This window comes from uncultured Nitrosomonas sp. (assembly GCF_902826915.1).
Classification (GTDB): Bacteria; Pseudomonadota; Gammaproteobacteria; order Burkholderiales; family Nitrosomonadaceae; genus Nitrosomonas.
Map to the genome: position 1 here is coordinate 1 of NZ_CADEGP010000013.1, position 25,447 is coordinate 25,447.

A 25,447-nucleotide genomic window follows, 5' to 3' on the forward strand; every position below is an offset into this window, starting at 1 on the left:
ACGCGAGGGTGGTAGAACTGTTGGTGCCGGCGTTGTTGCTAAAATTATTGAGTGATCGAGAAGGTAAAGAAAAATAAGTTCAATATAGTTTGGTTTAATTATTGAATTTATTAATTCGGGAACGAGTATATGCAAAATCAAAAAATTAGAATTCGTCTTAAAGCCTTCGATTATCGTTTGATAGATAAATCAGCTATAGAAATTGTTGAAACAGCAAAAAGGACAGGAGCGGTAGTAAAGGGGCCGATTCCATTACCAACAAAGATAGAACGCTTTGATGTGTTGCGCTCGCCTCATGTGAACAAGACTTCGCGTGATCAGTTTGAAATTAGAACGCATTTAAGGTTAATGGATATAATAGATCCGACAGATAAGACAGTGGACGCATTGATGAAATTGGACCTGCCTGCAGGTGTCGATGTAGAGATAAAGCTGTAATAAAAAATTAATATTTTCTTAAGATTAAGAAATTAAATAAAGAACACTCCTGAGAAGAGAGATAGAATGAGTTTAGGATTAATTGGCCGTAAGATCGGTATGATGCGAATATTCGTGGAGAATGGAGATGCTTTTCCAGTAACAGTAATTGATGTTACAAATAATCGTATAACTCAAATAAAGAAAACTTCTTCTGATGGTTATTGTGCTGCACAGATATCATTTGGTCAGAAAAAGATATCAAGGGTGAATAAATCGACAGCCGGTCATTGTGCTAAAGCTGGTGTGGTGGTTGGGAGCATTGTCAGAGAGTTCAGGGTAAATGATGATTCTATTCTTGATCAATTCCAGAATGGTATGGAGATTAGGAGCGATATATTTAAAATAGGGCAAAAAGTTGATATATCTGGAGTTACGATAGGAAAGGGTTTTGCAGGAGCAATAAAGTTACATCACTTCTCTTCCAATAGAGCAAGTCATGGCAATTCGAAAGCGCATAATAAACCAGGGTCAATTGGTATGGCCCAAGATCCGGGGCGTATTTTTCCAGGTAAGCGTATGGCTGCGCATATGGGTAATGTGAGAAGAACTACACAAAATATTGAAATATTAAGAATTGATAGCGAAAGAAATTTGTTGTTAGTTAAGGGTGCGGTTCCAGGATCGAAAGATGGATATGTAATAGTTCGATCAAGCGTAAAAGAAAAAAAGTGAATTCATAAAGATAAAATATAAACAGTAGGGTGAATAAGTAATGGAAATTGAGCTTATCGATAATAAAAATCAGAAAACAGGAAGCATAACTGTCTCTGATGAGCTTTTTAAGAGAGATTATAACGAGGCGCTCGTTCATCAGGTTGTGACTTCATATTTATCTAATGCACGTTCTGCAACTCGGGCACAAAAAGGTAGATCGGATATCGCAAAGTCAACTCGCAAGCCATGGCGCCAAAAAGGTACGGGCAGAGCACGTGCTGGTATGGCTTCGAGTCCTATATGGCGCGGTGGCGGTAAAATCTTTCCCAGCAGTTCTGAGGAAAGTTTTAAAAAGAAATTGAATAAAAAAATGTATCGTGCCGGAATTAGTTCTATATTCTCGCAACTAATTCGTGATAATAGGTTATTTGTTATTGAATCATTTAGCGTTGATTCGTATAAAACTAAAGCATTGTCAGAGAAATTAGAAGCTCTCGAATTGAGTAATGCGATGATTATAACGAATGAAATTGATAGTAATCTTTATTTGTCATCGCGAAATATTCCTAATATTGCTGTTGTTGAAGTGCACAATATAGATCCAGTCAGTCTTTTGAAATTTAAAAAAACACTTATCACGAGCGATAGTTTAAAAAGGATAGAGGAGCTTCTTTCATGAATAGTGTAATTAGCAATCAAGGCCGTTTATTAAAAATCATATTGGCGCCTCATATTTCAGAAAAGGCAACCTATTTAGGCGAGAAAAATAATCAAACTATGTTTCGTGTAGCGACGGACGCTACTAAGCTAGAAATAAAAAGAGCTGTGGAGTTGCTATGGAAAGAACAAAAAATTGAAGTAGAAAAGGTTCAAACGATTAATGTTAAAGGAAAGAAAAAGCGGTTTGGACGTTTTATGGGAAAAAGATCTGATTGGAAAAAGGCTATAGTGAGGATTAAAAGCGGGCAAGAGTTGAATTTTGCAAATTTTTCGAATGTAGAGGCTAAATGATGGCGCTTGTAAAATTAAAACCAACATCGCCTGGGCGAAGATCTGTTGTTAAGCTGGTAAATAAAGAATTGCACAAAGGAAAGCCTCATAAAAGTTTACTTGAAAAGCAGTCTAAAACTGCAGGCCGTAATCATCATGGGCATATCACCACACGGCACCGTGGTGGAGGTCATAAACAACATTATAGGTTGATGGATTTTAAACGCAATAAAGATGATGTCGCCGCTACTATAGAGCGTATTGAATATGATCCAAATAGATCAGCTAATATCGCTTTGGTATGTTATGCCGATGGGGAAAGAAAATACATAATTGCACCAAAAGGATTGGCAGTAGGAATGAAAATTGGTAGTGGAAATTTGGCACAAATTAAGCTTGGTGATACTTTATCACTACGTAATATACCAATAGGAACAATAGTTCATTGTGTTGAGTTGTTGCCTGGAAAAGGAGCTCAATTAGCTAGATCAGCAGGTTCGTTTGTTCAATTGCAAGCTAGAGAAGGTAATTACGCGCAAATTAAACTGCGGTCAGGTGAGGTGCGTAAAGTTCATATAGATTGCCGTGCTACTATCGGTGAGGTAGGAAATGCAGAGCATGGTTTGAGATCCATTGGTAAGGCGGGCGCAGTAAGATGGCGTGGAGTTAGGCCGACTGTGCGTGGCGTGGCAATGAATCCCGTAGATCATCCTCATGGTGGCGGTGAAGGTAGAACATCAGCGGGGAGACATCCGGTAAGTCCTTGGGGGACACCAGCCAAGGGATATAGGACTCGCAAAAATAAAAGAACAAATGTGATGATAATTCGTCATCGTTATTCAAAAAAAGGGTGATTAAATGCCACGCTCAGTAAAAAAAGGACCATTCGTTGACACTCATTTAGTGTTAAAAATAGAAAAGGCGCGAAATACAAATGATAAGCGGCCTATTAAAACATGGTCGAGACGATCAACGATATTGCCTGATTTTATTGGATTAACTGTAGCAGTCCATAATGGAAAACAACACATACCGATATTTGTTACCGAAAATATGGTGGGTCATAAGTTTGGGGAATTTTCATTAACACGTACTTTTAAAGGACATGCTGGTGACAAGAAAGTTGTTACGAAGCGTTAAAAAATAAAAATGGAAACAATTGCTAAATTACGTGGTGCAAGAATTTCAGCTCAGAAATGTCGTCTTGTTGCTGATCAAGTAAGGGGCTTAGCTGTGGACAGGGCGTTGAACATATTAATATTTAGTCCAAAAAAGGGTGCGGAAATAATACATAAGCTACTAGAGTCTGCAATAGCAAATGCTGAACACAATGATGGTGCTGATATTGATGAGCTTACGATCTCATCAATTATTGTTGATCAAGGTGCATCTATGAAGAGAACTAGTGCTCGTGCTAAAGGTCGTGGAAATAGAATTGTGAAACCAACTTGCCACATATCACTGACTTTGGGTGATGGTAGTAGTTATACTAATAAAGGCACTAACTGATATGGGTCAAAAAATAAATCCGACTGGTTTTAGGCTGTCTGTGCAAAAAAATTGGTTGTCGAGATGGTATGCGAATAGTAGTAATTTTCCGGCTATGCTTAATGAAGACATAAAGGTTCGGACTTTTCTTGCAAATAGACTTAAAAATGCATCGGTTGGTAAGATTTTGATAGAAAGGCCTTCAAAGAATGCTAGAATTACAATTTTTAGTTCTCGCCCGGGTGTCGTTATAGGTAAGAAAGGTGAAGATATTGAAGTATTGCGTAGCGAGCTACAAAAAAGAATGGGTGTTCCTGTTCATGTAAATATAGAAGAAATTAGAAAACCAGAAATTGATGCACAATTAATAGCGGATAATATCGCGCAACAGTTAGAAAAAAGAATAATGTTTCGAAGAGCAATGAAACGGGCAATGCAGAATGCTATGAGACTTGGTGCTCAAGGAATAAAAATTATGAGCTCTGGTAGATTAAATGGGATTGAGATTGCTCGTACTGAGTGGTATAGAGAAGGAAGAGTTCCACTTCATACGTTAAGAGCTGATATTGATTACGGAACATCAGAAGCTAAAACAACTTATGGAATCATAGGTATAAAAGTATGGATTTTTAAAGGTGAATTACTTGGTAAAGGCGAACAAGTAATTCATTCATTTACAAATCAGAATTCAGAAAATGAAAAAAAAAGACACAATAAGCGTTCTTCTTTGTCATTCATAAATTCCTCAGATTCAAAGAATGAAATAAACAGTAATAAAGATTCAGGTTTAGAAGATAGTTCGACCCATACTGAGCAGATTGCAGAAGTTGATGAAAAATGAATTGTGGAGAAATGAATGCTTCAACCAGCTAGAACTAAATATAGAAAGCAGCAAAAAGGAAGAAATACTGGGATCGCCACGCGTGGAGCTAAAGTTAGCTTCGGTGAATTCGGCTTAAAAGCGATAGGAAGAGGACGACTAACATCACGTCAAATTGAAGCGGCTCGTAGGGCGATGACGAGACATATCAAAAGAGGGGGGCGAATTTGGATCAGGATTTTTCCTGATAAACCAATCTCGCAAAAACCTGCTGAAGTTAGAATGGGGAATGGAAAAGGAAATCCAGAGTATTATGTGGCAGAAATACAACCGGGAAAAGTTTTGTATGAAATGGATGGAGTGACAGAAGAGTTGGCAAAAGAAGCTTTCCGACTAGCTGCAGCAAAGCTTCCTATTAGAACAACATTTACTATAAGGCAAATTGGTGGATAGTGATGAAGTCAGTCGAATTGAAAAACAAACAGCTATCGGAATTAAATGTCGAGCTAATTTCTTTATTAAAAGCGCAATTTGGGTTAAGAATGCAACTGGCAACGCAGCAGTTGTCGAATACTAATAAGCTACGAATGATAAAAAGAGATATTGCCAGAGTAAAAACATTTATAACCCAGCAACAAAATGATCATGAATAGCGATAAATTAAACCGTACACGTACTATAAGTGGGAAAGTTATTAGTAATAAGATGGATAAAACTGTAACCGTATTGGTAGAGCGTAGATTGATACATCCACTGTATGGGAAGTTTATTACAAGAACTAAGAAATATCATGCTCACGATGAAACTAATCGGTATTCGATAGGCGATACCGTTTTATTAGAAGAATGTCGGCCTTTATCTAAAACCAAAAATTGGAAAGTAATAGATAAAATATAGAGAATACAGAGTAAATAAGATATTTGTATAGTATTTAGACTATGTGATATATCAATGTTTATTTCATATTAGGTTTTGGATATGGTAAGAATTTTAATTGATTTGTTCTGATCTAGCCATTGAAAATAATATTTAATCAGTGCTTGAAATAAATTATAACGAAAAGCGAATAGAAAATGATTCAAATGCAATCAATATTACGGGTAGCAGATAATACTGGTGCTCGTTCACTTATGTGTATAAAAGTACTTGGCGGATCAAAAAGAAAATACGCTGGAATAGGTGATATTATTAAAGTTAGCGTTAAAGATGCGGCACCTAGAGGAAAAGTAAAAAAAGGTGAGGTATATAATGCAGTAGTAGTTAGAACAGCGAAAGGTGTAAGACGTAATGACGGATCTTTATTAAAATTCGACGACAATGCAGCTGTATTGCTTAATAATAAATTTGAGCCGATAGGAACACGTATATTTGGCCCAGTGACTCGAGAGTTGCGAAATGTGCATTTTATGAAAATTGTATCTCTAGCTCCAGAAGTATTATAGCTATGGGAGGGGAGTGATATGCAAAAATTAAAAAAGGGTGATGACGTGATTATCATTGCCGGTAAAGATAAAGGCAAAAGAGGAACTGTTCTTCGTATTGAAAGAATCGATTATTTAATCATTCAAGGAATAAATATAGTTAAGAAACATCAAAAACCTAACCCGACTAATGGTAGTGCGGGTGGCATAATCGGAAAAGAAATGCCGATACATGTTTCTAACGTTGCAATTTATAATTTTAATTCAAAGAAACCTGACAGAGTTGGATTTAAGCTTACTTCGGAAAATAATAAAGTCCGTATATTTAAATCTAGTGGCGATTTGATTGAACCGTAAAAAGGAAGTGGATTTAAGTATGACTCGCTTACAAGAATATTATAAGAATGTGGCTGTTAAGAAACTAATGGAACAATTCAAATACAATTCAATAATGGAAGTACCACGCATAACAAAAATTACTTTAAATATTGGTCTAGGTGAAGCGACTATAGACAAAAAAATAATAGAGAACGCACTAGCTGACATAAAAAAAATATCTGGCCAGCATCCTGTAATTACTAAAGCTAAGAAATCTATTGCAACATTTAAGGTAAGACAGGATTATCCAATAGGATGTATGGTTACACTGAGACGAGTTAGAATGTATGAGTTTCTCGATCGACTAATAACCATCGCAATACCCAGAATAAGAGATTTTAGAGGAATTTCTGGAAAATCTTTTGATGGCAGGGGTAACTATAATATGGGTATAAAAGAACAAATTATTTTCCCCGAGATAGATTATGATAAAATAGACGATTTGCGTGGAATGAATATATCAATTACAACTACAGCTAAAAGTGATGCTGAGGCGAAGGCATTGTTATCTGCCTTCAATTTTCCATTTAAAAACTGAGATCAAAATGGCAAAGCTTGCTATTATTAATAGAAATATCAAAAGATATAAAATAGTGCAGAAGTATGTTGGGCAAAGGATAAATTTAAAGAAAATAATAAATGATTCTGCGCTCAGTGATACCGAGCGTAGTGAAGCTCGTCTAGCATTGCAAAATTTACCGAGAGACTCTAGTCCAGTGCGATTAAGAAATAGGTGTGCATTAACCGGTAGGCCTAGAGGTGTTTACTCTAAATTTGGCCTAGGAAGGAGCAAGTTAAGAGATATCGCGATGAGTGGTAAAATTCCAGGAATAATCAAAGCTAGCTGGTAATGTATGATCTTTGCTTGATAGTAAAAATTATCAATTTTGTATTAATGTAACTAATCGGTAGGTAATGCATTATGAGTATGAGTGATCCTATAGCGGATATGCTAACACGGGTGCGTAATGGGCAAATGGCAAAAAAAATATCAGTAATAATGCCAAGTTCTCGCATTAAACATGCAATAGCTAGTGTTCTGAAAGATGAGGGGTATATAGAAGCTTTTGATATCATCGATCAGGGAGGCAAAAAAAATATAGAAATCAAACTAAAATATCATTCGGGTGATCGAGTAATAGAAAAGATAAAACGCGTTAGCAAACCTGGTTTAAGAATTTATAAATCTAGTAAGAATTTGCCTAATGTAATGAACGGATTGGGGATTGCAATCATGTCTACATCTAAAGGTGTGATGACTCAAAGAAAAGCACAACATCTTGGAGTTGGCGGAGAATTATTATGTTATGTTGTTTAAAGGAGATATTAAATGTCTCGTGTTAGTAAAAATCCCATAACCATCCCATCCAATGTTGAAGTGATCGCTTCTAATAATAACATATCAATAAAAGGACCTCTAGGAACTTTACATCAAAAATTAACTAATGTTGTTGTGTTGGAAGTGGTTGAAAATGAAATTAGAATTAAGTCAGTAAATGAATCAAAGCATGCTAACGCTATGTCAGGGACAGTCAGGTCTCTTGTGGCTAATATGGTTCACGGTGTGACTGTCGGTTTTGAAAGGAGATTACAGTTAGTGGGTGTTGGCTATCGAGCTCAGGCAGCGCAGAATAAAATTAACTTGGCTTTGGGATTTTCACATCCTATAGATTATATCATCCCTGATGGAATCAAAATTGAAACCCCGACGCAGACAGAGATCCTTATTAAAGGAATGAACAAGCAAGTAGTTGGGCAAACGGCTGCTGAAATACGAGCATATAGAAAACCAGAGCCATATAAGGGTAAGGGTGTTCGTTATTCAGATGAGAAAATTATTCTCAAAGAAACGAAGAAAAAATAAGTGAAATAATATGGCAAATTTAAAAGATAGGCGATTAAGACGCTCAAGAAAGACTCGATATAAGATTGCAGAAATCGGAACAATAAGATTATGTGTGCATAGAACTAATTTGCATATATATGCGCAATTAATAGATGATAATCAGCATAAAACCATAGCTTGTGCGTCTACTTTAGAGTCCGATGTTAAAAAAGAAATTTCATCAGGTAGCTCCGTGACAGCTGCGTCTTTTATTGGGAAAAGAATCGCCGAGAAAGGTAAGGAGTGTGGAATTACAAATATCGCCTTTGACAGATCTGGATATAAATTTCATGGAAGAATAAAGGCGCTGGCAGAGTCTGCGCGCCAAAATGGATTAAAATTCTAATCAAGGATTTAAAATGGCAAAAATTGGCAAGGCAGGTGTGAAGCCCTCAGGAAATGAAGAGACTGGTGATGATTTGCGAGAGAAAATGGTGGCTATCAATCGAGTTACCAAAGTTGTAAAGGGTGGACGTATTTTAGGCTTTGCAGCGCTTACTGTTGTGGGAGATGGCGATGGCAGTGTCGGGATGGGAAAGGGAAAATCACGGGAAGTTCCGGTTGCCGTTCAAAAGGCTATGGATGAAGCTCGTAGAAGAATGATTAAGATTAAATTAAAAAACGGTACTATATATCATCCAATTATTGCTTCCCATGGAGCTGCTAAAGTATATATGCAGCCTGCACCAGAGGGGACGGGAATTATTGCTGGCGGACCTATGCGAGCGATTTTTGAAGTAATTGGTATGACGGATATTCTAGCTAAATGTATTGGTTCTACGAATCCATATAATGTTGTGCGAGCAACAATTAAGGGATTAAGTTCTATGAACACACCTGCAAGTATAGCTGCAAAACGTGGGAAAACGGTTAAAGAAATTTTAGGACTTGATAATGGTTGATGAAAAAATACCAAATACTATAAAAATATACTTGGTTAAAAGTTTAATAGGCGTGAAACAATCTCATAGAGCAACTATAAGGGGTTTGGGTTTAAAAAAAATTAACAGCTCATCAGTGCTAGAGAAAACACCCGAAACTATTGGAATGATTAATAAGATTAAATACTTAATAAAGTGCGATTGATATGTTTTTAAATTCAATTAAACCTGCTATTGGTTCTGCGAAAAGTAAAGTGCGAGTGGGGCGGGGTATGGGGTCAGGTTTTGGAAAAACTTGCGGTCGAGGCCATAAAGGACAAAAATCACGTTCCGGAGGATTTCATAAAGTAGGGTTTGAGGGCGGACAAATGCCAATTCAGCGGCGTTTGCCAAAAAGAGGTTTTTTGACTTTTAAAAGAGATGATTATTCTTGCTTGCGGGTGAGGGATTTAAAGATAGTTTCTGAGGAAGTGATTAGTGTTGATTTGTTAAAAAAATATAATATTATTTCCGATAAAGTTAAAAAAGTTAAAATTTATGGTATAGATCAAATTGATAGAGCGATTTCGTTGCAAGGATTCTATATCAGCAAAGGAACCAAAGTGATGATAGAAGCTTCGGGTGGAAAAATATTATAGAAGCATAAGGAATAAAAGTGGCTATAAAAGGTTCATTAAATAAGCCTGTCGACAAATTTTCTGATTTAAAGCGACGTTTATGGTTTTTGTTACTAGCGTTAATTGTATATAGGATTGGAGCTCATGTTCCAGTTCCTGGTATTGATTCAATTGTATTAAAAGACCTATTTGAATCCCAGGAAAGTGGCGTCTTGGGGATGTTTAATATGTTCTCAGGTGGGGCACTTTCACGTTTCTCGATATTTGCGTTGGGTATAATGCCCTACATCTCAGCTTCTATTATTATGCAACTTGGAACTGTTGCTGTACCTTACTTGGAAGCACTAAAGAAGGAAGGTGAAAGTGGTAGAAGGAAAATTACCCAGTATACGCGATATGGTACGCTTGCTCTTGCGTTAGTACAAAGCTATGGAATTTCAATTGCACTTCAATCGCAAAGTGGATTGGTAATTGACCCCGGTGGGATGTTTATACTGACTACAGTGATTACGTTGGTAACAGGAACAATTTTTTTAATGTGGTTGGGTGAACAAATAACCGAGCGTGGTATTGGTAATGGTATTTCTCTAATAATATTTGCTGGTATAGCAGCAGGCTTACCAAGTGCTATAGGTGGAACTTTGGATTTAGTTAGTACTGGTTCGATGCATTTTCTTGTTGCGCTGGGGATATTTATAGCTGCCGCTTTAGTCACGTGGTTTGTCGTATTTGTTGAAAAAGGGCAGAGACGTATTTTGGTGAATTATGCAAAGCGCCAGGTTGGTCAAAAGATATACGGCGGCCAGAGTTCCCATTTACCTTTAAAAATAAACATGGCGGGAGTGATACCGCCTATTTTTGCATCAAGCATTATTTTATTTCCGGCAACCTTGGCAGGATGGTTTGCAAATAATGAGTCAATGATACTATTAAAAGATATTAGTGCTGCATTATCTCCTGGACAGCCAATTTATGTGATGCTGTACGCTGTAATGATTATTTTCTTTTGTTTTTTTTATACAGCGCTTGTTTTTAATCCAAAAGAAACAGCCGACAATCTTAAAAAAAGCGGAGCTTTTGTTCCTGGTATTAGGCCTGGAGAACAAACTACTAGATATATTGAAAGAATAATGCTTCGCTTAACCTTAGCAGGATCGATATATGTGACACTCGTATGCCTGTTACCAGAGTTCTTGATCCTAAAATGGAATGTGCCATTTTATTTTGGTGGTACATCGCTTTTAATTATAGTGATAGTTACAATGGATTTTATGTCGCAAGTACAGTCTCATGTGATGTCTTCGCAGTATGACAGTTTATTGAAAAAAACTAATCTTAAAACCAATACCGGAAAGCTAAATGCTAAATAGCAGGTTATCACAATAATTTAATGGCTAAAGAAGAAACAATACAAATGCAAGGGGAGATACTTGAAACTCTTCCCAATGCGACATTTCGAGTTAAGCTAGAAAATGGCCATATTGTTCTTGGTCATATCTCAGGTAAGATGCGAATGCACTATATAAGGATCTTGCCTGGTGACAAGGTAACGGTCGACTTGACCCCGTATGACCTTACTAGGGCTAGAATTACATTTCGAGCTAAATAGTGCTTTTTTAAAACCCTTTGTGGACTAGAAAATATGAAAGTAAATGCATCCGTAAAAAAAATTTGTAGGAAGTGTAAGATTATACGTCGTAATAGAGTGCTTAGAGTTATATGCGAAGATCCTAGGCACAAACAGCGGCAAGGATAATTAATTAGTTATTTTTTTATACACAAGGAAATTGAATGGCGCGTATCGCTGGTGTAAATATTCCCAACCATAAACATATCGGTATAGCATTAACTTCTATATATGGAATTGGCCGAACAAGTTCTAATGATATATGTAAAGCTATAGGTGTCGATATTGATCGAAAGCTTAAGGATTTATCTGAGGATCAGATAGAATTGATACGTGATCAAGTTGCAAAACTAACAATTGAAGGAGATCTGCGCCGAGAGATCTCAATGAATATAAAGAGACTTATGGATCTTGGATGTTATCGTGGTTTACGTCATCGACGTGGCCTTCCTGTCCGTGGTCAGAGAACCCGCACTAATGCAAGGACTAGAAAAGGGCCTCGTAAAGCGATACGTGCTCGATGATAATTTTATGTATAGGTATAAAAGGTAATTAAATGGTTAAAGCAACTTCTAAAGTTCGAAAAAAAATAAAGAAGAATGTGTCGGAAGGCATAGCTCATATACATGCTTCGTTTAACAACACAATTGTTACAATTACTGATAGACAGGGCAATGCTTTATCATGGGCAACCTCCGGAGGGGCAGGGTTTAAAGGTTCTCGTAAGAGTACACCATTTGCAGCACAAATTGCTGCTGAAAATGCAAGTAAAATAGCAATTGATTGTGGCGTAAAAAACTTAGAGGTCAGAGTTAAAGGCCCTGGACCCGGAAGAGATTCAGCTGTGAGAGCTTTGAATTCGGCTGGATTTAAAATAACTAGCATTTCAGACGTAACACCAGTACCGCATAATGGTTGCCGTCCTCCAAAAAAACGAAGAATCTGAGGAGATTAAACTTTGGCAAAAAATATTGAACCTAAATGCAAGCAATGTAGACGTGAAGGTGAGAAGCTTTTCCTGAAGGGTGAAAAATGTTTTACTGACAAATGTGCAATAGAACGAAGAAATTATCCACCGGGACAACATGGTCAGAAGAAAGGAAGAATTTCCGATTATGGTGGTCAGCTACGGGAAAAGCAAAAAATAAGAAAGATATACGGAATTTTGGAAAAACAATTCAGGAATATTTATAAAATTGCTGACAAACAACGTGGTATAACTGGTGATAATCTCCTTCAGTTGCTTGAAAGTCGCCTTGATAATGTCGCTTTTCATATGGGATTTGGAGCATCAAGATCTGAGGCTAGACAAATAGTCCGGCATAATTGTATTTTAGTAAATGGTAGTCGTGTAAATATTCCTTCATATAGAGTGAAAGCAGGAGATATTGTTGAGGTTGTGAGTGCAGCAAAAGAACAATTGAGAATTAAACACGCACTTGAAATGGCAAATAGTCGAACTTTCCCAACATGGATTGAAGTTGACACTAAGGCAATGAAAGGCATTTTTAAAATGAAGCCTGAACGATCTGATCTACCTACGACAATTAATGAATCTTTGGTTGTCGAATTGTATTCTAAGTAATCAATAATAGTATTGATTTTCTTTATCTAAAGGCACATTATTATTATGCACGGCACAGATTTGCTAACGCCAAGAATTATTGATGTTCAAAATATATCACCACTTCATGCAAAAGTTGTTATGGAGCCATTTGAACGGGGTTATGGTCATACATTAGGCAATGCCTTGCGGCGGATATTATTGTCTTCTATGACTGGATATGCTCCAACAGAGGTTAAAATTGCTGGCGTATTGCATGAATACTCGGCACTTGATGGCGTGCAAGAAGATGTTGTTGATATATTGATGAACATAAAGGGTATTGTTTTAAAACTACATAATAATGATGAGGTTGTTCTTACATTAAATAAAACTGGTAAAGGTATTGTTACAGCTGCAGATATTGAATTAAGCCACGATGTTGAAATAATTAATCCAGAGCATGTGATTGCTCATCTGACATCAGACGGAAAAATTGATGTGCAGCTTAAAGTGGAAAAAGGAAGAGGCTATGCTCCTGCTAATATTAGAAAAATTGGCATCAATGAAAAAAATAGTATAGGGACGATATTGCTGGATGCATCTTTTAGCCCAATTAAACGCGTTAGTTATTCGGTTGAGAGTGCCCGTGTTGAGCAGCGAACAGATCTAGATAAATTAATTGTCGATATCGAAACAAATGGTGCAGTTGAGCCTGAGGAAGCAATACGTTTTGCTGCTCGAGTTTTAGTTCAGCAATTATCTGTTTTTGCTGATCTTGAAAGTACACCTATACCAAAAGAAAAACCACAAGCTCCGCAGATTGATCCCATATTACTCCGTCCGGTTGATGATTTAGAATTAACGGTAAGGTCAGCTAACTGTTTGAAAGTAGAAAATATATATTATATAGGTGATTTAATTCAAAGAACTGAAGCTGAGCTGCTTAGAACACCTAATTTGGGAAGAAAATCACTTAATGAAATCAAAGAAGTTTTGGCTTCAAGAGAGCTTACATTGGGAATGAAATTAGATAATTGGCCACCGGCTAATCTTGATAGTGTTTCAAAGGAAAATAATCATGCGCCACAATAATGCTTTGAGAAAGCTAAATCGAACTAGTAGTCATAGAAAAGCTATGTTTCGTAATATGAGTAATTCACTATTACGTCATGAAATAATTAAAACGACACTTCCAAAAGCTAAAGAACTAAGAAGATATGTTGAGCCTATGATTACTTTAGGAAAAAACCCTTCACTTGCAAATAAAAGGTTGGCTTTCGATAGACTTCGTGATCGTTCAAGTGTAACAAAAATATTTTCTGAATTGGGGCCTCGTTATATCTCTCGCTCGGGAGGATATATCAGAATTCTTAGATATGGTTACAGAAAAGGGGATAATGCTCCAATGGCTTTGGTAGAGCTATTAGATAAACCTGTATATGAAGTTGAGTCTAAATCTGCTATTACAGATAAAAGTAATTAATAAATTAATTTTTTTGTAAAAAAATACTCAATAATCTGAGCTATTATATTTTCATGCAGATATGTATGTAAATTTAAAAGCACTGCATTTGTTAGTCTTGCTAAATGACGGTATGCATCATTCAGCGAGTTCTTTAGCGAAACATCTTAAATGTTCACTAACTTCAATTTATTTCTTAGTTTATCAACTAAAAAATTATAGTGTTGATGTAGTAGATATTGATGGAAATATAATTCGGATGAATAAGCCAATAGTTTGGTTGAATACTGAATTAATTATTAAATACACGTCAGTTAGCTCAAAGAAATTCGATTTAAGATTATTCGATATTGTTGACTCTACGAATAATTACCTTCTTAATCAATTAAAAAGAAAAGCATTAATTAAAGGCACAGTCTCAGTTGTTGCTACAGAATTTCAAACTAGCGGTCGAGGACGCGAGGGACGTATTTGGCAATGTGGCTTTGGTAATGGGCTTATGTTTTCAATGTGTTGGCGCTTTGACAAAGGAGTGTCTCATTTATCTGGTTTAAGTTTAGTAACTGGCATTGCAATTTTAAGGGTCTTAAAATCTTATTCTATTCAGAATATTAACATCAAGTGGCCAAATGACATTCTATGTAATAATCATAAATTAGCTGGTATTTTGATCGAAATTCGTGGTGAAATATGTGGACCATCGTATGCGGTAATAGGCATAGGTATTAATTTTAATCTATCTGAATCGATTAAACCTTCGATTGATCAGAAAGCTATCGATCTGTCAGAGGTCACTAGTAATTTAATAGACCGCAACCAAGTATTTGGTGAGTTATTATTAGAGCTACACAATATTCTCAAAGATTTCAATTATTATGGTTTTGTATATTTTAAAAAAGAATGGATCAGTTATCATTCTTACGAAGGATGTGAAGTTGATTTGATCTTTCCAAATGGTTTGTCGATCACAGGTATAGTTGATGGAATAGCAGATAATGGCGCTATCTGTTTGTTAACACCTGAAGGAAAGAAGTCATTTAATGTCGGAAATATTTCGGTGCGATCTAGAGCTTACTAAGAATTAATGTCCCATATACTTGCCATAGACTCTGGAAATTCTAATATAAAATGGGGATTATATCGCGGTGATCAGTGGTTAAAGCAAGGTAATGTGTTTTACAAGGATGTTTTTAATCTTGAAGATGAATTCATAAATCTCCCCACGCCGACTTTCATTATTATTTCTCATGTTGCACGAAGTGAAACTAAAAATCAAATAACTAAATTAATTTCTCTATGGCCCTCGAAACCACAATGGCTAAGTTCTAACAATTTTAGATGTAATGTGATTAATGGCTACAGTGATCCGAGTCAATTAGGAAGTGATCGTTGGGCAGCTTTAATCGCTGCTTGGAGAATCGAAAAGCAGCCATGCTTAGTAATTAATGTTGGAACAGCAGTAACAATTGATGTTCTTTCTGAATCTGGGAAATTCCTTGGTGGAATCATACTGCCGGGTTTTAATTTAATGACTAGAAGCCTTTTATCAGGCACTCAACTTACTAATGTCGAGTTGGGTCGTTATGAAGATTTTCCTGTCAGTACTGAAAATGCGCTACAAAGTGGGTTGATACATTGCATTCTAGGTGCTGTTGATCGGATGTACAATCTGTTATTGTCAAGTGTGAATCTAGCCTCTGTCAATTGCATCATAAGTGGCGGCAGTGCTTCGTTATTAATTCCTTTTTTCAAACTTCCAATAAAGGTAATTAATAATTTAGTGCTGGAAGGCTTGATAATAGTCGCTAATGATACTGTAGGAAATTCAGAACCTAGCTAATATGCCTCGATTACTGAATGCCACTTTTTATACTTCTGCACATGACGATCGAGATTTACCCAAGCATTCTGGCATTGAAATTGCGTTCGCTGGACGTTCAAATGCTGGGAAATCAAGTGCTATCAATGCATTAACCAATAGAAACCGCTTAGCATTTGTTAGCAAAACACCAGGACGTACACAACTAATAAATTTTTTTCAATTGACATCAGACCAGTTTCTTGTTGACTTACCTGGTTATGGCTACGCTAAGGTTCCAGAGCACATACGGCAACATTGGCAAAATTTATTAAGTAATTATTTACAGACACGTGATTCACTTAAGGGATTGATATTAATAATGGATATTCGTCATCCTCTGAAACCTCTGGATATTCAAATGCTTGATTGGTTCTCGCCGACAGGAAAAGTAATTCATATTTTATTAACAAAGGCTGATAAATTAAGTAAGCTGCAAGCAAATATCACTTTACATAAAGTAACTTTCTTCATAAAAGAATTCTATCCACAATGTAGTGTGCAATTATTCTCAAGCATAACGAATATTGGCATTGATGATGCAACGACAATCATAAATGAATGGTTACAAACAAATTAGCAATTGCTTAATTATTATGATTAGACATAAAAAACCCCGGTTAAAGGGGAGTAAAACCGGGGGAACCGCCTTAATATCACATTCCCTGCCTCAGGGAGGAAAGACAGGGGGACGATCAAGATTGTCCACTTGTGAGACACACAATATTCAAGTCAGTTCCCAGATCATTTTTTAATTTTTCTTATTTATTATTATTATGTTTCAAAGTAGTCATTTTCCTCAAAGAAGAATGCGGCGAATGCGTCGCGATAAGTTCTCTCGCAATTTGATACGAGAGGTACATCTTCTACCAGAAGATTTGATTTATCCAGTTTTTATTTTAGATGGAAAGAATCGTAGTGAAAATATCGAATCAATGCCTGGCATAGTAAGACAGAGTATCGATCTTTTAATGATTCAGGCAGAGAAGTGCGTGCAACTTGGTATTCCAGCTATTGCTATTTTTCCAGTTATTGATATTGAACATAAAAACCTTACTGCAAGTGAAGCTTATAATCCTGATGGACTTGTGCCTCGGGCAGTGAGGCAACTGAAGATAAGCTTTCCTGAATTGGGAGTAATTACTGATATTGCTTTGGATCCATACACAATTCATGGCCAAGATGGCTTGGTTGACCTGTCTGGTTATGTGATGAACGATGAAACAGTAAATGTTCTTTGTCAACAAGCTTTGGTTCATGCTCAAGCAGGGACAGATATTGTGGCACCTTCAGATATGATGGATGGACGTATTGCCGCAATTAGAACCAGCTTGGATAGTCAGGAATTTATTCATACACGCATTTTGGCGTATTCTGCTAAGTATGCTTCAAGTTTTTATGGACCATTTCGCGACGCTGTTGGATCCGCTAATAATCTAGGTGCGGGTAACAAATATACTTATCAAATGGATCCTGCAAATTCCGATGAGGCTTTATGGGAGGTTGGGTTAGATCTGGACGAGGGTGCCGATATGGTGATGATTAAACCTGGGATGCCTTATTTAGATATCGTTCGCCGAGTGAAAGATCAGTTCGGTGCACCTACATTTGTTTATCAAGTCAGCGGTGAGTACGCAATGCTCAAAGCTTCCGCGATTAACGGATGGCTAAATGAAGAATCTTGCGTGTTGGAGTCATTGCTTTCTTTTAAACGCGCGGGAGCAGATGGGATTTTAACTTATTATGCTGTCAAGGCGGCTGAATGGCTCAAGAAAGACTCGAATGCATGAAATTAGAATCCACTTAACTTGCTATTCTATTTCTTAAAATAATTGATCTTTGACATCTTTTGTTACTTTAGGTGTGAGCTCAATAGAATTTTCGATAATGGGAGGAAGCAATTCATTAAAGAAATATTCTGTAATATCCCCATAATCATCTCTAAACCCTGTCGCTGAATTAATTTTCGCTGTCTGAACTCCATTGGGTGGCCGGTACTCGGCTATTGGAACGCCTTTCAAAACTGGGTCCATATAATCCATCCATAGAGGCAATGCGACACGCCCGCCAGTTTCATTGTTGCCTAATGATTTTGGTTCGTCATATCCTGTCCAGGCAATAGTGACCAAGTCTTTCTGAAAACCGCAAAACCAAGCATCTATAAAATTACTAGTAGTGCCGGTTTTCCCTGCAAGATCACTGCGTCCTAGCTGTTTAGCTTTAACAGCTGTGCCACGGTTAATCACATCTTGCATCATACTAGTCATAATAAATGCATTGCGTGGATCAATGACTCTTTTGGCACCACTTGATGCTGATATGGGGCGGAATTGTTCAATGATGTTACCTTTTTCATCTTCGATACTTTTTATAAAGTATGGAGCAACACGAAATCCGCCATTTGCGAATGCGGCATAACCTACAGCCATTTGCATTGGTGTCACTGAACCTGCTCCAAGTGCCATCGGTAAATAACGGGGATGGCGTTCCGCATCAAAACCAAATCGCGTTATATAATCTTGTGCGTAGCTGATACCAATGGCTTGTAGTATCCGAATAGATGCAAGGTTTTTTGATTTGGCCAAGGCGGTGCGCATGCGTATTGGTCCCTCAAATTTGCCATCGAAATTTTTCGGTTCCCATGACTGACTTCCCGTCTGAGTTGCGCTAAACGAAAGCGGTGCATCATTGATAATTGTCGCCGGAGTGAAGCCTTTTTCCAAAGCGGCAGAGTAAATGAATGGTTTAAAGCTGGATCCAGGCTGTCGCCATGCTTGGGTGACGTGATTAAATTGATTCTTATAGAAATCAAAACCGCCGACCAAAGCGCGCACCGCGCCATCATTGGAATCAATTGAAACAAGCGCTGATTCAACTTCAGGCAGTTGAACGATGTGCCATAAATTCTTTTGGTTTTTCTGAATGCGGATTAGTGCGCCAGGGATAATATACTTTCTCCCTGGCTCATTTTTGTCAGTAAGAGATTTTTGTACAAATTTAAGTCCATCACCTGTAATTTCTATGATTTCCCCGCCTTTACGATAAGCCTGAACTTTATTTGGTTTTGCAGCTAATACAATTGCTGCATAAATATCATCACTGTCATTAATCTCATCTAATGCATCATTCAATGTTTTTTCCTGGTTCGCTCCATTTTTCAGTAAATCAACAAATGCTTCGGGGCCTCGATAACCCCAACGCCGATCGTATTCAATTACATTTTTTCGTAGAGCCCGATAAGCAGACTCTTGATCAAGTTGACGGATCGTCGTATAGACTTTTATACCTTTGTTATATGCATCTTCCTGATATCGATCGTAGATTACCTGACGAACCATTTCGGCAACATATTCTGCTGGTACTGCAAAGGCTGCCGCCCTTTTTTTTACTGGAACAGATTGTTTTGTTAATTCGCTTAGTTCTTTACTAGAAATGTAGTTAAGTTTATATAATCTTCCTAAAACGTAAAGTTGTCGGCTTTTAGCTCGTTTAGGATTACTAACAGGATTATAGCTAGAAGGCGCTTTAGGAAGTCCTGCCAGCATGGCGGCTTCTGCAATATTAATTTCTTGTAAAGATTTTCCGAAGTATGTTTGTGCTGCTGCTGCAAAACCATAACTACGCTGTCCAAGATAGATTTGGTTGATGTAGAGTTCTAAAATCTTGTCTTTAGTAAGGCTGCGCTCAATCTTAAATGCTAATAGTGTTTCGCTGAATTTTCTGGTGAGTGTCTTCTCCCTCGTCAGAAAAAAGTTTCGTGCCACTTGCATTGTTATGGTGCTGGCACCTTGTCGTACACTTCCTGCAGAAAAATTTGAATAGGCTGCTCGTAGCACACCAAGATAATCAACGCCGCCGTGTTCGTAAAAACGATCGTCCTCTGCTGCAAGAATTGATTGTTTTAGATTTTCTGGAACTTGAGAAATAGTTACAACATTTCTTCGCTCTGCACCAAACTCTCCGATTAATAAACCTTCATCACTGTATATTCTTAGGGGAATTTTAGGACGGTAATCAGTCAATGTTTCCAGCGATGGCAGGTTTGAGTAGATAACCAACGCAGCAAAGCCTGCTAATAGTATACCAATTAAGCCTAATGCTGAAAATGTAAGGAAGAAATAATATGACCAACGAGCTAACATGAAAATAGATATGGGTTTGTCATAGAGTGGTATTGTCAATTTACCCAGTGAAAGGGGGGGTATATCTAGTGTTTTTCTTTGAATAGAATTTTTCAGATTCTGTCAGAATCAATTCCAGTTTCTTCAATCTGTCGAATAGTTTCATGGAATTTATGCCGACAGTTGGAATTTTACATATTCTAGCTCTAATAGGGCAACTTTTAATTTGCGAGTATCGTCGCTAAACAGACAATGTTCAAGGAAAATTTAGCTATTGATCTAGGCTTCTTAAAAATGAAGTCGTCTCCATTGATTGGTGTAGACATCAGTTCTTCATCGGTAAAAATGGTTGAGTTATCACAGATTGATAAGGGAAGCCAAACTTATCGGATAGATCGCTATGTTATAGAATCTTTGCCAGTAGATGCGATGCTAGATGGTGGCATTGCGAATATGGAAGCAGTGAGTGAATGCTTACTACGTGGATGGAAGCGTTTGGGAACTCGCCATAAAAATGTAGCACTAGCATTGCCTGCGACAGATGTGATTACTAAAAAAATAATTGTCCCGGCGGGACAGCGAGAAGATGATTTAATTTTTCAAGTGGAAAATGAGGCGAGTCAATATATTCCATTTCCATTAGATGAAGTTGATCTTGATTTTCAAATTACTAGATCAATTCCCGATAGTTTGGAGGAAGTTGAAGTTTTAATTGCGGCTTCGCGTAAAGAAAAAGTTGAAGATCGTGTGGCAGCAGCTCTATCTGGCGGTTTGAAAGCCATTGTTATGGACGTGGAGCCTTATGCGGCGCAAGCAGCGTTCGAATTGACACTGAATCAATTGCCAGGGGGAGGCAAAGATCAGGTAATGGCACTGGTTGATATTGGCGCGACTGTCATGAAAATTAATGTGCTACTTAATAATGAGTCGATATATTCTCGAGATCAATCATTCGGTGGCAATCAATTAACACAAGAAATTCATAATCAATTTAATCTCTCGCTGGAAGAATCTGAAGCAGCTAAGCGTAGCGGAGAGTTACCTAAAAACTATCAAGCGGATGTTTTGCAACCATTTTGCGAAACATTGGCTATCGAAGTGATGCGTGCCATTCAGTTTTTCTATACCTCAACGCAATATACCGAAGTGAATTATATTTTTATAGCGGGTGGAAGCGCAGTGATTCCTGGATTGGACGCGATTATTGCAGCACGTACGCAAGTCAGCACTTTGGTTCTGAATCCTTTTGCAACTATGGAATTGTCGAGCCGTATTATTTCGCGGCAACTGAATCTCGACGCGCCTTCTCTTTTGATTGCTTGTGGTCTAGCTTTAAGAAATTTTGATCCATCATGATTCGCATTAATTTACTCCCTCATCGTGAACTTAAACGTAAAGCACGGCAGCAGCAAATTGCGGTATTGGCTGGTTTGGTTGGTTTTTTAGGTTTGATAGCGGTTTGGGGTGTTCATGACATTATTGCTGAAAAAATAGAATTTCAGAATAACCGTAATCAATACTTAAATGAGCAGATTGCGATTTTGGATAAAGAGATCGCAGAGATCCGAGAAATTAAGAATCAAACACAAGAGCTACTTACACGTAAACAAATCGTAGAGACCTTACAGAACAGTCGATCAGAGGTTGTCCATTTGTTGGATCAATTGGTGAGGTTGCTTCCCGATGGTGTATATCTGCAAAGCGTCAAACAAGAGGGTAACAACATTACTTTAGTTGGATATGCGCAATCCAATGCATGGGTATCGACGTTGATGCGAAATCTTGAGTCCTCACCTTGGCTTGAGTCACCGTTGTTGGTGGAAATCAAAGCGATGACAATTAATAATGTACGTCAAAATGAGTTCAATATGAGAATAAAGCTTAAACAAGCATCGATCAGTGATCGACAAGACTCAACTTTGAGTTCTGCCGGATAAAATAAAATCATACTATGATGAATAATTTACTCATAGAATTACGTCAGCTTGATATCAATAATGCCGGAAATTGGCCGGCGGTATTTAAGGTTGCTGCGCTGGTAATATTATTTGTTGTGATTATCGTGGCGGGGCATTTTCTAGTTTGGCAGGATCAGATCGAAACGCTGGAAAATATTCATGCTGAAGAAGAAACACTAAAAAATACTTATTTGGTTAAAAAAAGGAGTGCTGTCAATTTGTCTGCTTTGCGTTTGCAGTTGAAAGAAATTGAGCAATCCCTTGGCGCATTGTTGAAACAGCTTCCTGATAAATCAGAAATGGAAGCATTGTTGGTGGATATAAATCAAGCTGGTTTGGGGCGCGGATTGCAGTTTGAATTGTTTAAACCAGATACGCAGGAAACGATTAATGCATTTTATGCCGAGTTGCCAGTCTCAATTCGGGTGACCGGAAACTATCATGATATTGGCGCATTTGCCAGTGATGTTGCGCAAATGTCACGGATTGTTACGTTAAATGACGTTAGCATTTTACCTGGGAATGACGGGAAACTCGTATTGGATGCGGTTGCAAAGACATTTCGTTACTTGGATGAAGAAGAAGTATTAAAGCAGACTGGGAGTAAATAAATTATGATTAAAAACATATATCTGCTAGCATTAATTATAATTTGGTTTAACTTGATAACTGCGTGCAGTCGAAGTGATTACAGTGATTTGGAAGCTTTCATACATAGTTCGGGGGAAGGGTTGCAAGGTGAGATTGATCCGTTGCCTGAAGTTGTTCCATATAAATCTTTTACTTATCAGGTGTTTGATATGCCAAGTCCTTTTCTGCCACGCAAAAATAATCAAGTGCAAGCGCCTACAAGTGAAATTCAACCTGATTTGAATCGACGTAAAGAGTTTTTGGAATCCTATCCGCTGGAGAACTTATCTATGGTTGGCTCACTACAACAGCATGATGTGATTTTTGCTGTAATAAAATCACCGGATGGGGCGCTATATCGTGTAAAGGTTGGTAATTATTTAGGTTCGAATTTCGGAAAGATTAGTTATATTACAGAATCTGAGGTTAAATTATTAGAAATCGTACAAGACGGGGTGAATGAATGGATTGAAAGAACTAGTGCACTTACGCTGAAAAATTAGCAACGTAACAACCATTAAGCTAACAATAGCTATGAAAGGATATGGCCTTAATATGGTATTTACTGCAATATTGATTTGTTTTTCAATGGTGATTTTTTCTCCGCAAACGGCAACAGCAGAGGCACTCCATAATAGTATTCGTTCAATCGATATTTCAACCTTCCAAAATAGCGAGGTAATCGCAAAGATTGCCCTTGATCATCCGCTGCAAGCGCTTCCAATGGGGGTTGCTTTAGATAATCCAAACCGTATTTATTTTGACTTTTATCAAGTTTCCAACGGCTTAGGGCGGAATGAACAGGAGGCTTCTGAAGGAGACTTGCGCAGCATAAATGTCATTCAGGTAGGCGATAGAACACGGTTGGTATTAAACTTGGCTAGGTTAATGCGGCATGAAATCATAGCGCAGGAGAATATACTATTAATCAAGTTGCTCACTGTGCCTGAAAATCGAACATCTACTGCTGTTGTGCGTTTTGCCGAGGAAACTTCTAATTTGCATATGAATAGCTTGCAAGACATCGATTTTCGCCGTGGCGCAAAAGGTGAAGGTCGTATCGAAGTTGATATGACAAAAGCTGGAGCAAGCGTCGATGTACAGCAACAAGGCGATGATATTTTCGTTGAATTTGTTGATACGTTACTACCAGGTAGTCTTAGAAAGCGTTTCGATGTGATGGATTTTGCTACGCCTGTACAGATCATTGAAACATCCAAGAAAGGGAATAATGTTCGTATGCATGTTAAATCCGGTGGACGTTGGGAGCATTCGGCGCGCCAATCTGGTACAAGATTTGTTCTGGAAGTAAGGTCACTGACAGAGGAAGAAGAAGAACAAGCGAAAAAGAGACGTGCTAATGGTGGATATACCGGTGAAAGATTATCGCTTAATTTCCAAGATGTGGAGGTTAGGGCGGTGTTACAAGTAATCGCTGATTTTACCAATTTGAATATTATCGCCAGTGATTCGGTGGGAGGGAATCTCACATTAAGGTTAAAAGATGTGCCTTGGGATCAGGCGCTTGATATTGTGTTACAGGCACACGGGTTAGATAAACGTAAGGTAGGTAACGTCATTTTCGTGGCGCCGCGAAAAGAAATGGCAGACAGAGAGTTGCTTGATGTGGAGGCGCAAATGCAAATAGCCGAGATGGAGCCGTTACGTTCAGAAACTTATCATCTGAATCATCGCAGGGTTAATTCAATTTCATTTGAAGGCATGCTTAGCCGGCGTGGTACGATTAATATGGATGAGATTAGTAATACAGTGACGGTTACCGATATTCCAGTCAGAATAGATGAAGTTAGAAAACGCATCCAGAAGCTGGATGTATTTGAAAGACAAGTCATGATTGAAGCGCGCATTGTTGAAGCGACAGATACTTTTAGTCGCAATTTAGGAGCGCGCTTTGGTATACAAAATGCGAGCGGGCTAGGCGATCAAACATTGGGGGTTTCGGGTAATGTAACAGGTTCAAGTGCGCTGGCTGCTGGTGGTGGGGTGAGCGGTGCCAACAATTTGAATGTGAATTTACCTGCTGCGGTTGCCACCGGTTTGTTGGGCGGTCCGGCCGCATTGGGTTTGAGCTTAATGAAGATTAATAATAATCGATTAATCAATCTTGAGTTGTCGGCGCTGGAAACAGATCAGAAAGGTAGAGTGGTTGCCAGTCCGCGTGTAGTCACAGCCCATGGCGTAGAAGCAATTATTGAACAAGGTGATCGGATTCCCTTCCAACAAGCCACAAGCAGTGGTGCTACAAGTATTCGTTTTATGGATGCAACGCTTCGCTTAAGAGTCAAACCCCTGATTACCTATAATGGTCAGATTGATATGGAACTAAATGTCAATCAGGACAAAATTGGTGCGATTATTAATCAATTCCTCCCACCATCAATTAATACTAAGCAAGTAACTACCAAAGTATTGGTGGAAAATGGGGGGACTGTAGTGATTGGTGGTATTTTTGATCGAACCGAGAATCGAGTAGTCAATAAAGTGCCGATGTTGGGTGATATTCCTGTGCTCGGTCACGTTTTTCGCAATACAAGCAGGGTCGACAATAAACGCGAATTGTTGATTTTTGTGACTCCGCGTATTTTAAACGATAGCCTGAATCTACAATAG

39 protein-coding genes are annotated in these 25,447 nt (G+C 37.9%); 38 read left to right on the forward strand and 1 reads right to left on the reverse strand.

Features of this window, described 5'->3' with window-relative positions; genetic code table 11:
- Positions 1-129: 129 nt before the first annotated feature.
- The 33 genes from rpsJ to hemB all read left to right on the forward strand — a co-directional run bounded on the left by rpsJ (position 130) and on the right by hemB (position 17,897).
- Complete coding sequence (rpsJ, locus tag QZV86_RS03645; RefSeq protein ID WP_013647104.1) at positions 130-438, forward strand: 30S ribosomal protein S10; 309 nt, start codon at positions 130-132, stop codon at positions 436-438.
- 66 nt (positions 439-504) lie between these two features.
- Complete coding sequence (rplC, locus tag QZV86_RS03650) at positions 505-1,152, forward strand: 50S ribosomal protein L3 (RefSeq protein ID WP_295624140.1); 648 nt, start codon at positions 505-507, stop codon at positions 1,150-1,152.
- A gap of 40 nt (positions 1,153-1,192) precedes the next feature.
- On the forward strand, positions 1,193-1,813 hold the full coding sequence (gene rplD, locus QZV86_RS03655; protein WP_295624142.1) for a 50S ribosomal protein L4: 621 nt from the start codon (positions 1,193-1,195) through the stop codon (positions 1,811-1,813).
- Positions 1,810-2,145, forward strand: a complete 336-nt coding sequence (gene rplW, locus QZV86_RS03660; RefSeq protein WP_295624144.1) for a 50S ribosomal protein L23 — start codon at positions 1,810-1,812, stop codon at positions 2,143-2,145. Before rplD ends, rplW begins: the two co-directional genes overlap by 4 nt.
- Positions 2,145-2,978: a 50S ribosomal protein L2 gene (gene rplB, locus QZV86_RS03665; RefSeq protein WP_295624146.1), complete on the forward strand. Its 834-nt coding sequence runs from the start codon at positions 2,145-2,147 to the stop codon at positions 2,976-2,978. The genes rplW and rplB overlap by 1 nt, the downstream gene beginning before the upstream one ends.
- A gap of 4 nt (positions 2,979-2,982) precedes the next feature.
- Positions 2,983-3,264, forward strand: a complete 282-nt coding sequence (rpsS, locus tag QZV86_RS03670) for a 30S ribosomal protein S19 (RefSeq protein ID WP_292921646.1) — start codon at positions 2,983-2,985, stop codon at positions 3,262-3,264.
- Positions 3,265-3,273: 9 nt separating this feature from the next.
- Positions 3,274-3,633, forward strand: a complete 360-nt coding sequence (gene rplV, locus QZV86_RS03675) for a 50S ribosomal protein L22 (protein WP_295624148.1) — start codon at positions 3,274-3,276, stop codon at positions 3,631-3,633.
- Position 3,634: 1 nt separating this feature from the next.
- On the forward strand, positions 3,635-4,453 hold the full coding sequence (gene rpsC, locus QZV86_RS03680) for a 30S ribosomal protein S3 (RefSeq protein WP_295624150.1): 819 nt from the start codon (positions 3,635-3,637) through the stop codon (positions 4,451-4,453).
- Between the two features lie 15 nt (positions 4,454-4,468).
- Positions 4,469-4,885 (forward strand): 50S ribosomal protein L16, encoded by a 417-nt coding sequence (rplP, locus tag QZV86_RS03685; RefSeq protein WP_062558938.1) that lies wholly within the window; start codon positions 4,469-4,471, stop codon positions 4,883-4,885.
- Between the two features lie 2 nt (positions 4,886-4,887).
- The gene (gene rpmC / locus QZV86_RS03690) at positions 4,888-5,085 is read left to right on the forward strand and encodes a 50S ribosomal protein L29 (protein ID WP_295624152.1); all 198 of its coding nucleotides are present in this window, start codon (positions 4,888-4,890) and stop codon (positions 5,083-5,085) included.
- Positions 5,078-5,329 carry a 30S ribosomal protein S17 gene (rpsQ, locus tag QZV86_RS03695; protein WP_366925684.1) on the forward strand — a complete coding sequence of 84 codons (252 nt, stop codon included), beginning with the start codon at positions 5,078-5,080 and terminating at the stop codon, positions 5,327-5,329. The genes rpmC and rpsQ overlap by 8 nt, the downstream gene beginning before the upstream one ends.
- Before the next feature lie 176 nt (positions 5,330-5,505).
- Positions 5,506-5,874 (forward strand): 50S ribosomal protein L14, encoded by a 369-nt coding sequence (rplN, locus tag QZV86_RS03700; protein WP_292921636.1) that lies wholly within the window; start codon positions 5,506-5,508, stop codon positions 5,872-5,874.
- 18 nt (positions 5,875-5,892) lie between these two features.
- Positions 5,893-6,210, forward strand: a complete 318-nt coding sequence (gene rplX, locus QZV86_RS03705) for a 50S ribosomal protein L24 (protein ID WP_295624154.1) — start codon at positions 5,893-5,895, stop codon at positions 6,208-6,210.
- A 19-nt stretch (positions 6,211-6,229) separates the two neighbouring features.
- Positions 6,230-6,769, forward strand: coding sequence for a 50S ribosomal protein L5 (gene rplE, locus QZV86_RS03710; protein WP_295624261.1), 540 nt, complete (start codon positions 6,230-6,232; stop codon positions 6,767-6,769).
- Positions 6,770-6,776: 7 nt separating this feature from the next.
- Entirely contained in the window at positions 6,777-7,082 is a 306-nt protein-coding gene (gene rpsN, locus QZV86_RS03715; RefSeq protein WP_295624156.1) for a 30S ribosomal protein S14, read from the forward strand.
- Between the two features lie 71 nt (positions 7,083-7,153).
- Complete coding sequence (gene rpsH / locus QZV86_RS03720) at positions 7,154-7,549, forward strand: 30S ribosomal protein S8 (protein WP_295624158.1); 396 nt, start codon at positions 7,154-7,156, stop codon at positions 7,547-7,549.
- Between the two features lie 12 nt (positions 7,550-7,561).
- Entirely contained in the window at positions 7,562-8,095 is a 534-nt protein-coding gene (gene rplF / locus QZV86_RS03725; RefSeq protein WP_295624160.1) for a 50S ribosomal protein L6, read from the forward strand.
- Between the two features lie 10 nt (positions 8,096-8,105).
- Positions 8,106-8,462, forward strand: coding sequence for a 50S ribosomal protein L18 (gene rplR, locus QZV86_RS03730; protein ID WP_295624162.1), 357 nt, complete (start codon positions 8,106-8,108; stop codon positions 8,460-8,462).
- A 13-nt stretch (positions 8,463-8,475) separates the two neighbouring features.
- Positions 8,476-9,018, forward strand: a complete 543-nt coding sequence (gene rpsE, locus QZV86_RS03735; protein ID WP_295624163.1) for a 30S ribosomal protein S5 — start codon at positions 8,476-8,478, stop codon at positions 9,016-9,018.
- Complete coding sequence (gene rpmD / locus QZV86_RS03740; protein ID WP_295624165.1) at positions 9,011-9,202, forward strand: 50S ribosomal protein L30; 192 nt, start codon at positions 9,011-9,013, stop codon at positions 9,200-9,202. Before rpsE ends, rpmD begins: the two co-directional genes overlap by 8 nt.
- A gap of 1 nt (position 9,203) precedes the next feature.
- Positions 9,204-9,635: a 50S ribosomal protein L15 gene (gene rplO, locus QZV86_RS03745; protein ID WP_295624167.1), complete on the forward strand. Its 432-nt coding sequence runs from the start codon at positions 9,204-9,206 to the stop codon at positions 9,633-9,635.
- Between the two features lie 17 nt (positions 9,636-9,652).
- The gene (secY, locus tag QZV86_RS03750; protein ID WP_295624169.1) at positions 9,653-10,984 is read left to right on the forward strand and encodes a preprotein translocase subunit SecY; all 1,332 of its coding nucleotides are present in this window, start codon (positions 9,653-9,655) and stop codon (positions 10,982-10,984) included.
- A 20-nt stretch (positions 10,985-11,004) separates the two neighbouring features.
- Entirely contained in the window at positions 11,005-11,223 is a 219-nt protein-coding gene (infA, locus tag QZV86_RS03755) for a translation initiation factor IF-1 (RefSeq protein ID WP_013647126.1), read from the forward strand.
- 33 nt (positions 11,224-11,256) lie between these two features.
- Positions 11,257-11,370, forward strand: a complete 114-nt coding sequence (gene rpmJ / locus QZV86_RS03760) for a 50S ribosomal protein L36 (RefSeq protein ID WP_295624171.1) — start codon at positions 11,257-11,259, stop codon at positions 11,368-11,370.
- 35 nt (positions 11,371-11,405) lie between these two features.
- Positions 11,406-11,765, forward strand: a complete 360-nt coding sequence (gene rpsM, locus QZV86_RS03765) for a 30S ribosomal protein S13 (protein WP_295624173.1) — start codon at positions 11,406-11,408, stop codon at positions 11,763-11,765.
- A gap of 32 nt (positions 11,766-11,797) precedes the next feature.
- Positions 11,798-12,187: a 30S ribosomal protein S11 gene (gene rpsK, locus QZV86_RS03770; RefSeq protein WP_293005623.1), complete on the forward strand. Its 390-nt coding sequence runs from the start codon at positions 11,798-11,800 to the stop codon at positions 12,185-12,187.
- Positions 12,188-12,199: 12 nt separating this feature from the next.
- The gene (rpsD, locus tag QZV86_RS03775; RefSeq protein ID WP_295624177.1) at positions 12,200-12,826 is read left to right on the forward strand and encodes a 30S ribosomal protein S4; all 627 of its coding nucleotides are present in this window, start codon (positions 12,200-12,202) and stop codon (positions 12,824-12,826) included.
- 45 nt (positions 12,827-12,871) lie between these two features.
- Positions 12,872-13,879 (forward strand): DNA-directed RNA polymerase subunit alpha, encoded by a 1,008-nt coding sequence (rpoA, locus tag QZV86_RS03780; RefSeq protein ID WP_295624179.1) that lies wholly within the window; start codon positions 12,872-12,874, stop codon positions 13,877-13,879.
- Positions 13,866-14,270: a 50S ribosomal protein L17 gene (gene rplQ, locus QZV86_RS03785; RefSeq protein WP_295624181.1), complete on the forward strand. Its 405-nt coding sequence runs from the start codon at positions 13,866-13,868 to the stop codon at positions 14,268-14,270. The genes rpoA and rplQ overlap by 14 nt, the downstream gene beginning before the upstream one ends.
- Positions 14,271-14,331: 61 nt before the next feature.
- Positions 14,332-15,327, forward strand: a complete 996-nt coding sequence (locus QZV86_RS03790; RefSeq protein WP_295624183.1) for a biotin--[acetyl-CoA-carboxylase] ligase — start codon at positions 14,332-14,334, stop codon at positions 15,325-15,327.
- 6 nt (positions 15,328-15,333) lie between these two features.
- A complete protein-coding gene (locus QZV86_RS03795; RefSeq protein WP_295624185.1) occupies positions 15,334-16,089 on the forward strand; it encodes a type III pantothenate kinase in 756 nt (251 codons plus the stop codon).
- A gap of 1 nt (position 16,090) precedes the next feature.
- Entirely contained in the window at positions 16,091-16,687 is a 597-nt protein-coding gene (gene yihA / locus QZV86_RS03800; RefSeq protein WP_295624187.1) for a ribosome biogenesis GTP-binding protein YihA/YsxC, read from the forward strand.
- 196 nt (positions 16,688-16,883) lie between these two features.
- Complete coding sequence (gene hemB, locus QZV86_RS03805) at positions 16,884-17,897, forward strand: porphobilinogen synthase (RefSeq protein ID WP_295624189.1); 1,014 nt, start codon at positions 16,884-16,886, stop codon at positions 17,895-17,897.
- A gap of 33 nt (positions 17,898-17,930) precedes the next feature.
- Here hemB and QZV86_RS03810 read toward each other — a convergent pair whose 3' ends face one another.
- Positions 17,931-20,249 carry a penicillin-binding protein 1A gene (locus QZV86_RS03810; protein ID WP_295624191.1) on the reverse strand — a complete coding sequence of 773 codons (2,319 nt, stop codon included), beginning with the start codon at positions 20,247-20,249 and terminating at the stop codon, positions 17,931-17,933.
- A 231-nt stretch (positions 20,250-20,480) separates the two neighbouring features.
- Here QZV86_RS03810 and QZV86_RS03815 point away from each other — a divergent pair, with 231 nt between their 5' ends.
- Genes QZV86_RS03815 through QZV86_RS03835 form a run of 5 tightly spaced genes read left to right on the forward strand, consistent with a single transcriptional unit; the run spans position 20,481 to position 25,447 of the window.
- Positions 20,481-21,584 carry a pilus assembly protein PilM gene (locus QZV86_RS03815; RefSeq protein WP_295624193.1) on the forward strand — a complete coding sequence of 368 codons (1,104 nt, stop codon included), beginning with the start codon at positions 20,481-20,483 and terminating at the stop codon, positions 21,582-21,584.
- Positions 21,581-22,165: a PilN domain-containing protein gene (locus QZV86_RS03820; RefSeq protein WP_295624195.1), complete on the forward strand. Its 585-nt coding sequence runs from the start codon at positions 21,581-21,583 to the stop codon at positions 22,163-22,165. The genes QZV86_RS03815 and QZV86_RS03820 overlap by 4 nt, the downstream gene beginning before the upstream one ends.
- A gap of 17 nt (positions 22,166-22,182) precedes the next feature.
- On the forward strand, positions 22,183-22,797 hold the full coding sequence (locus QZV86_RS03825) for a type 4a pilus biogenesis protein PilO (RefSeq protein ID WP_295624263.1): 615 nt from the start codon (positions 22,183-22,185) through the stop codon (positions 22,795-22,797).
- Positions 22,798-22,800: 3 nt separating this feature from the next.
- Positions 22,801-23,319, forward strand: a complete 519-nt coding sequence (locus QZV86_RS03830; protein WP_295624197.1) for a pilus assembly protein PilP — start codon at positions 22,801-22,803, stop codon at positions 23,317-23,319.
- 31 nt (positions 23,320-23,350) lie between these two features.
- On the forward strand, positions 23,351-25,447 hold the full coding sequence (locus QZV86_RS03835; RefSeq protein ID WP_295624199.1) for a type IV pilus secretin PilQ: 2,097 nt from the start codon (positions 23,351-23,353) through the stop codon (positions 25,445-25,447).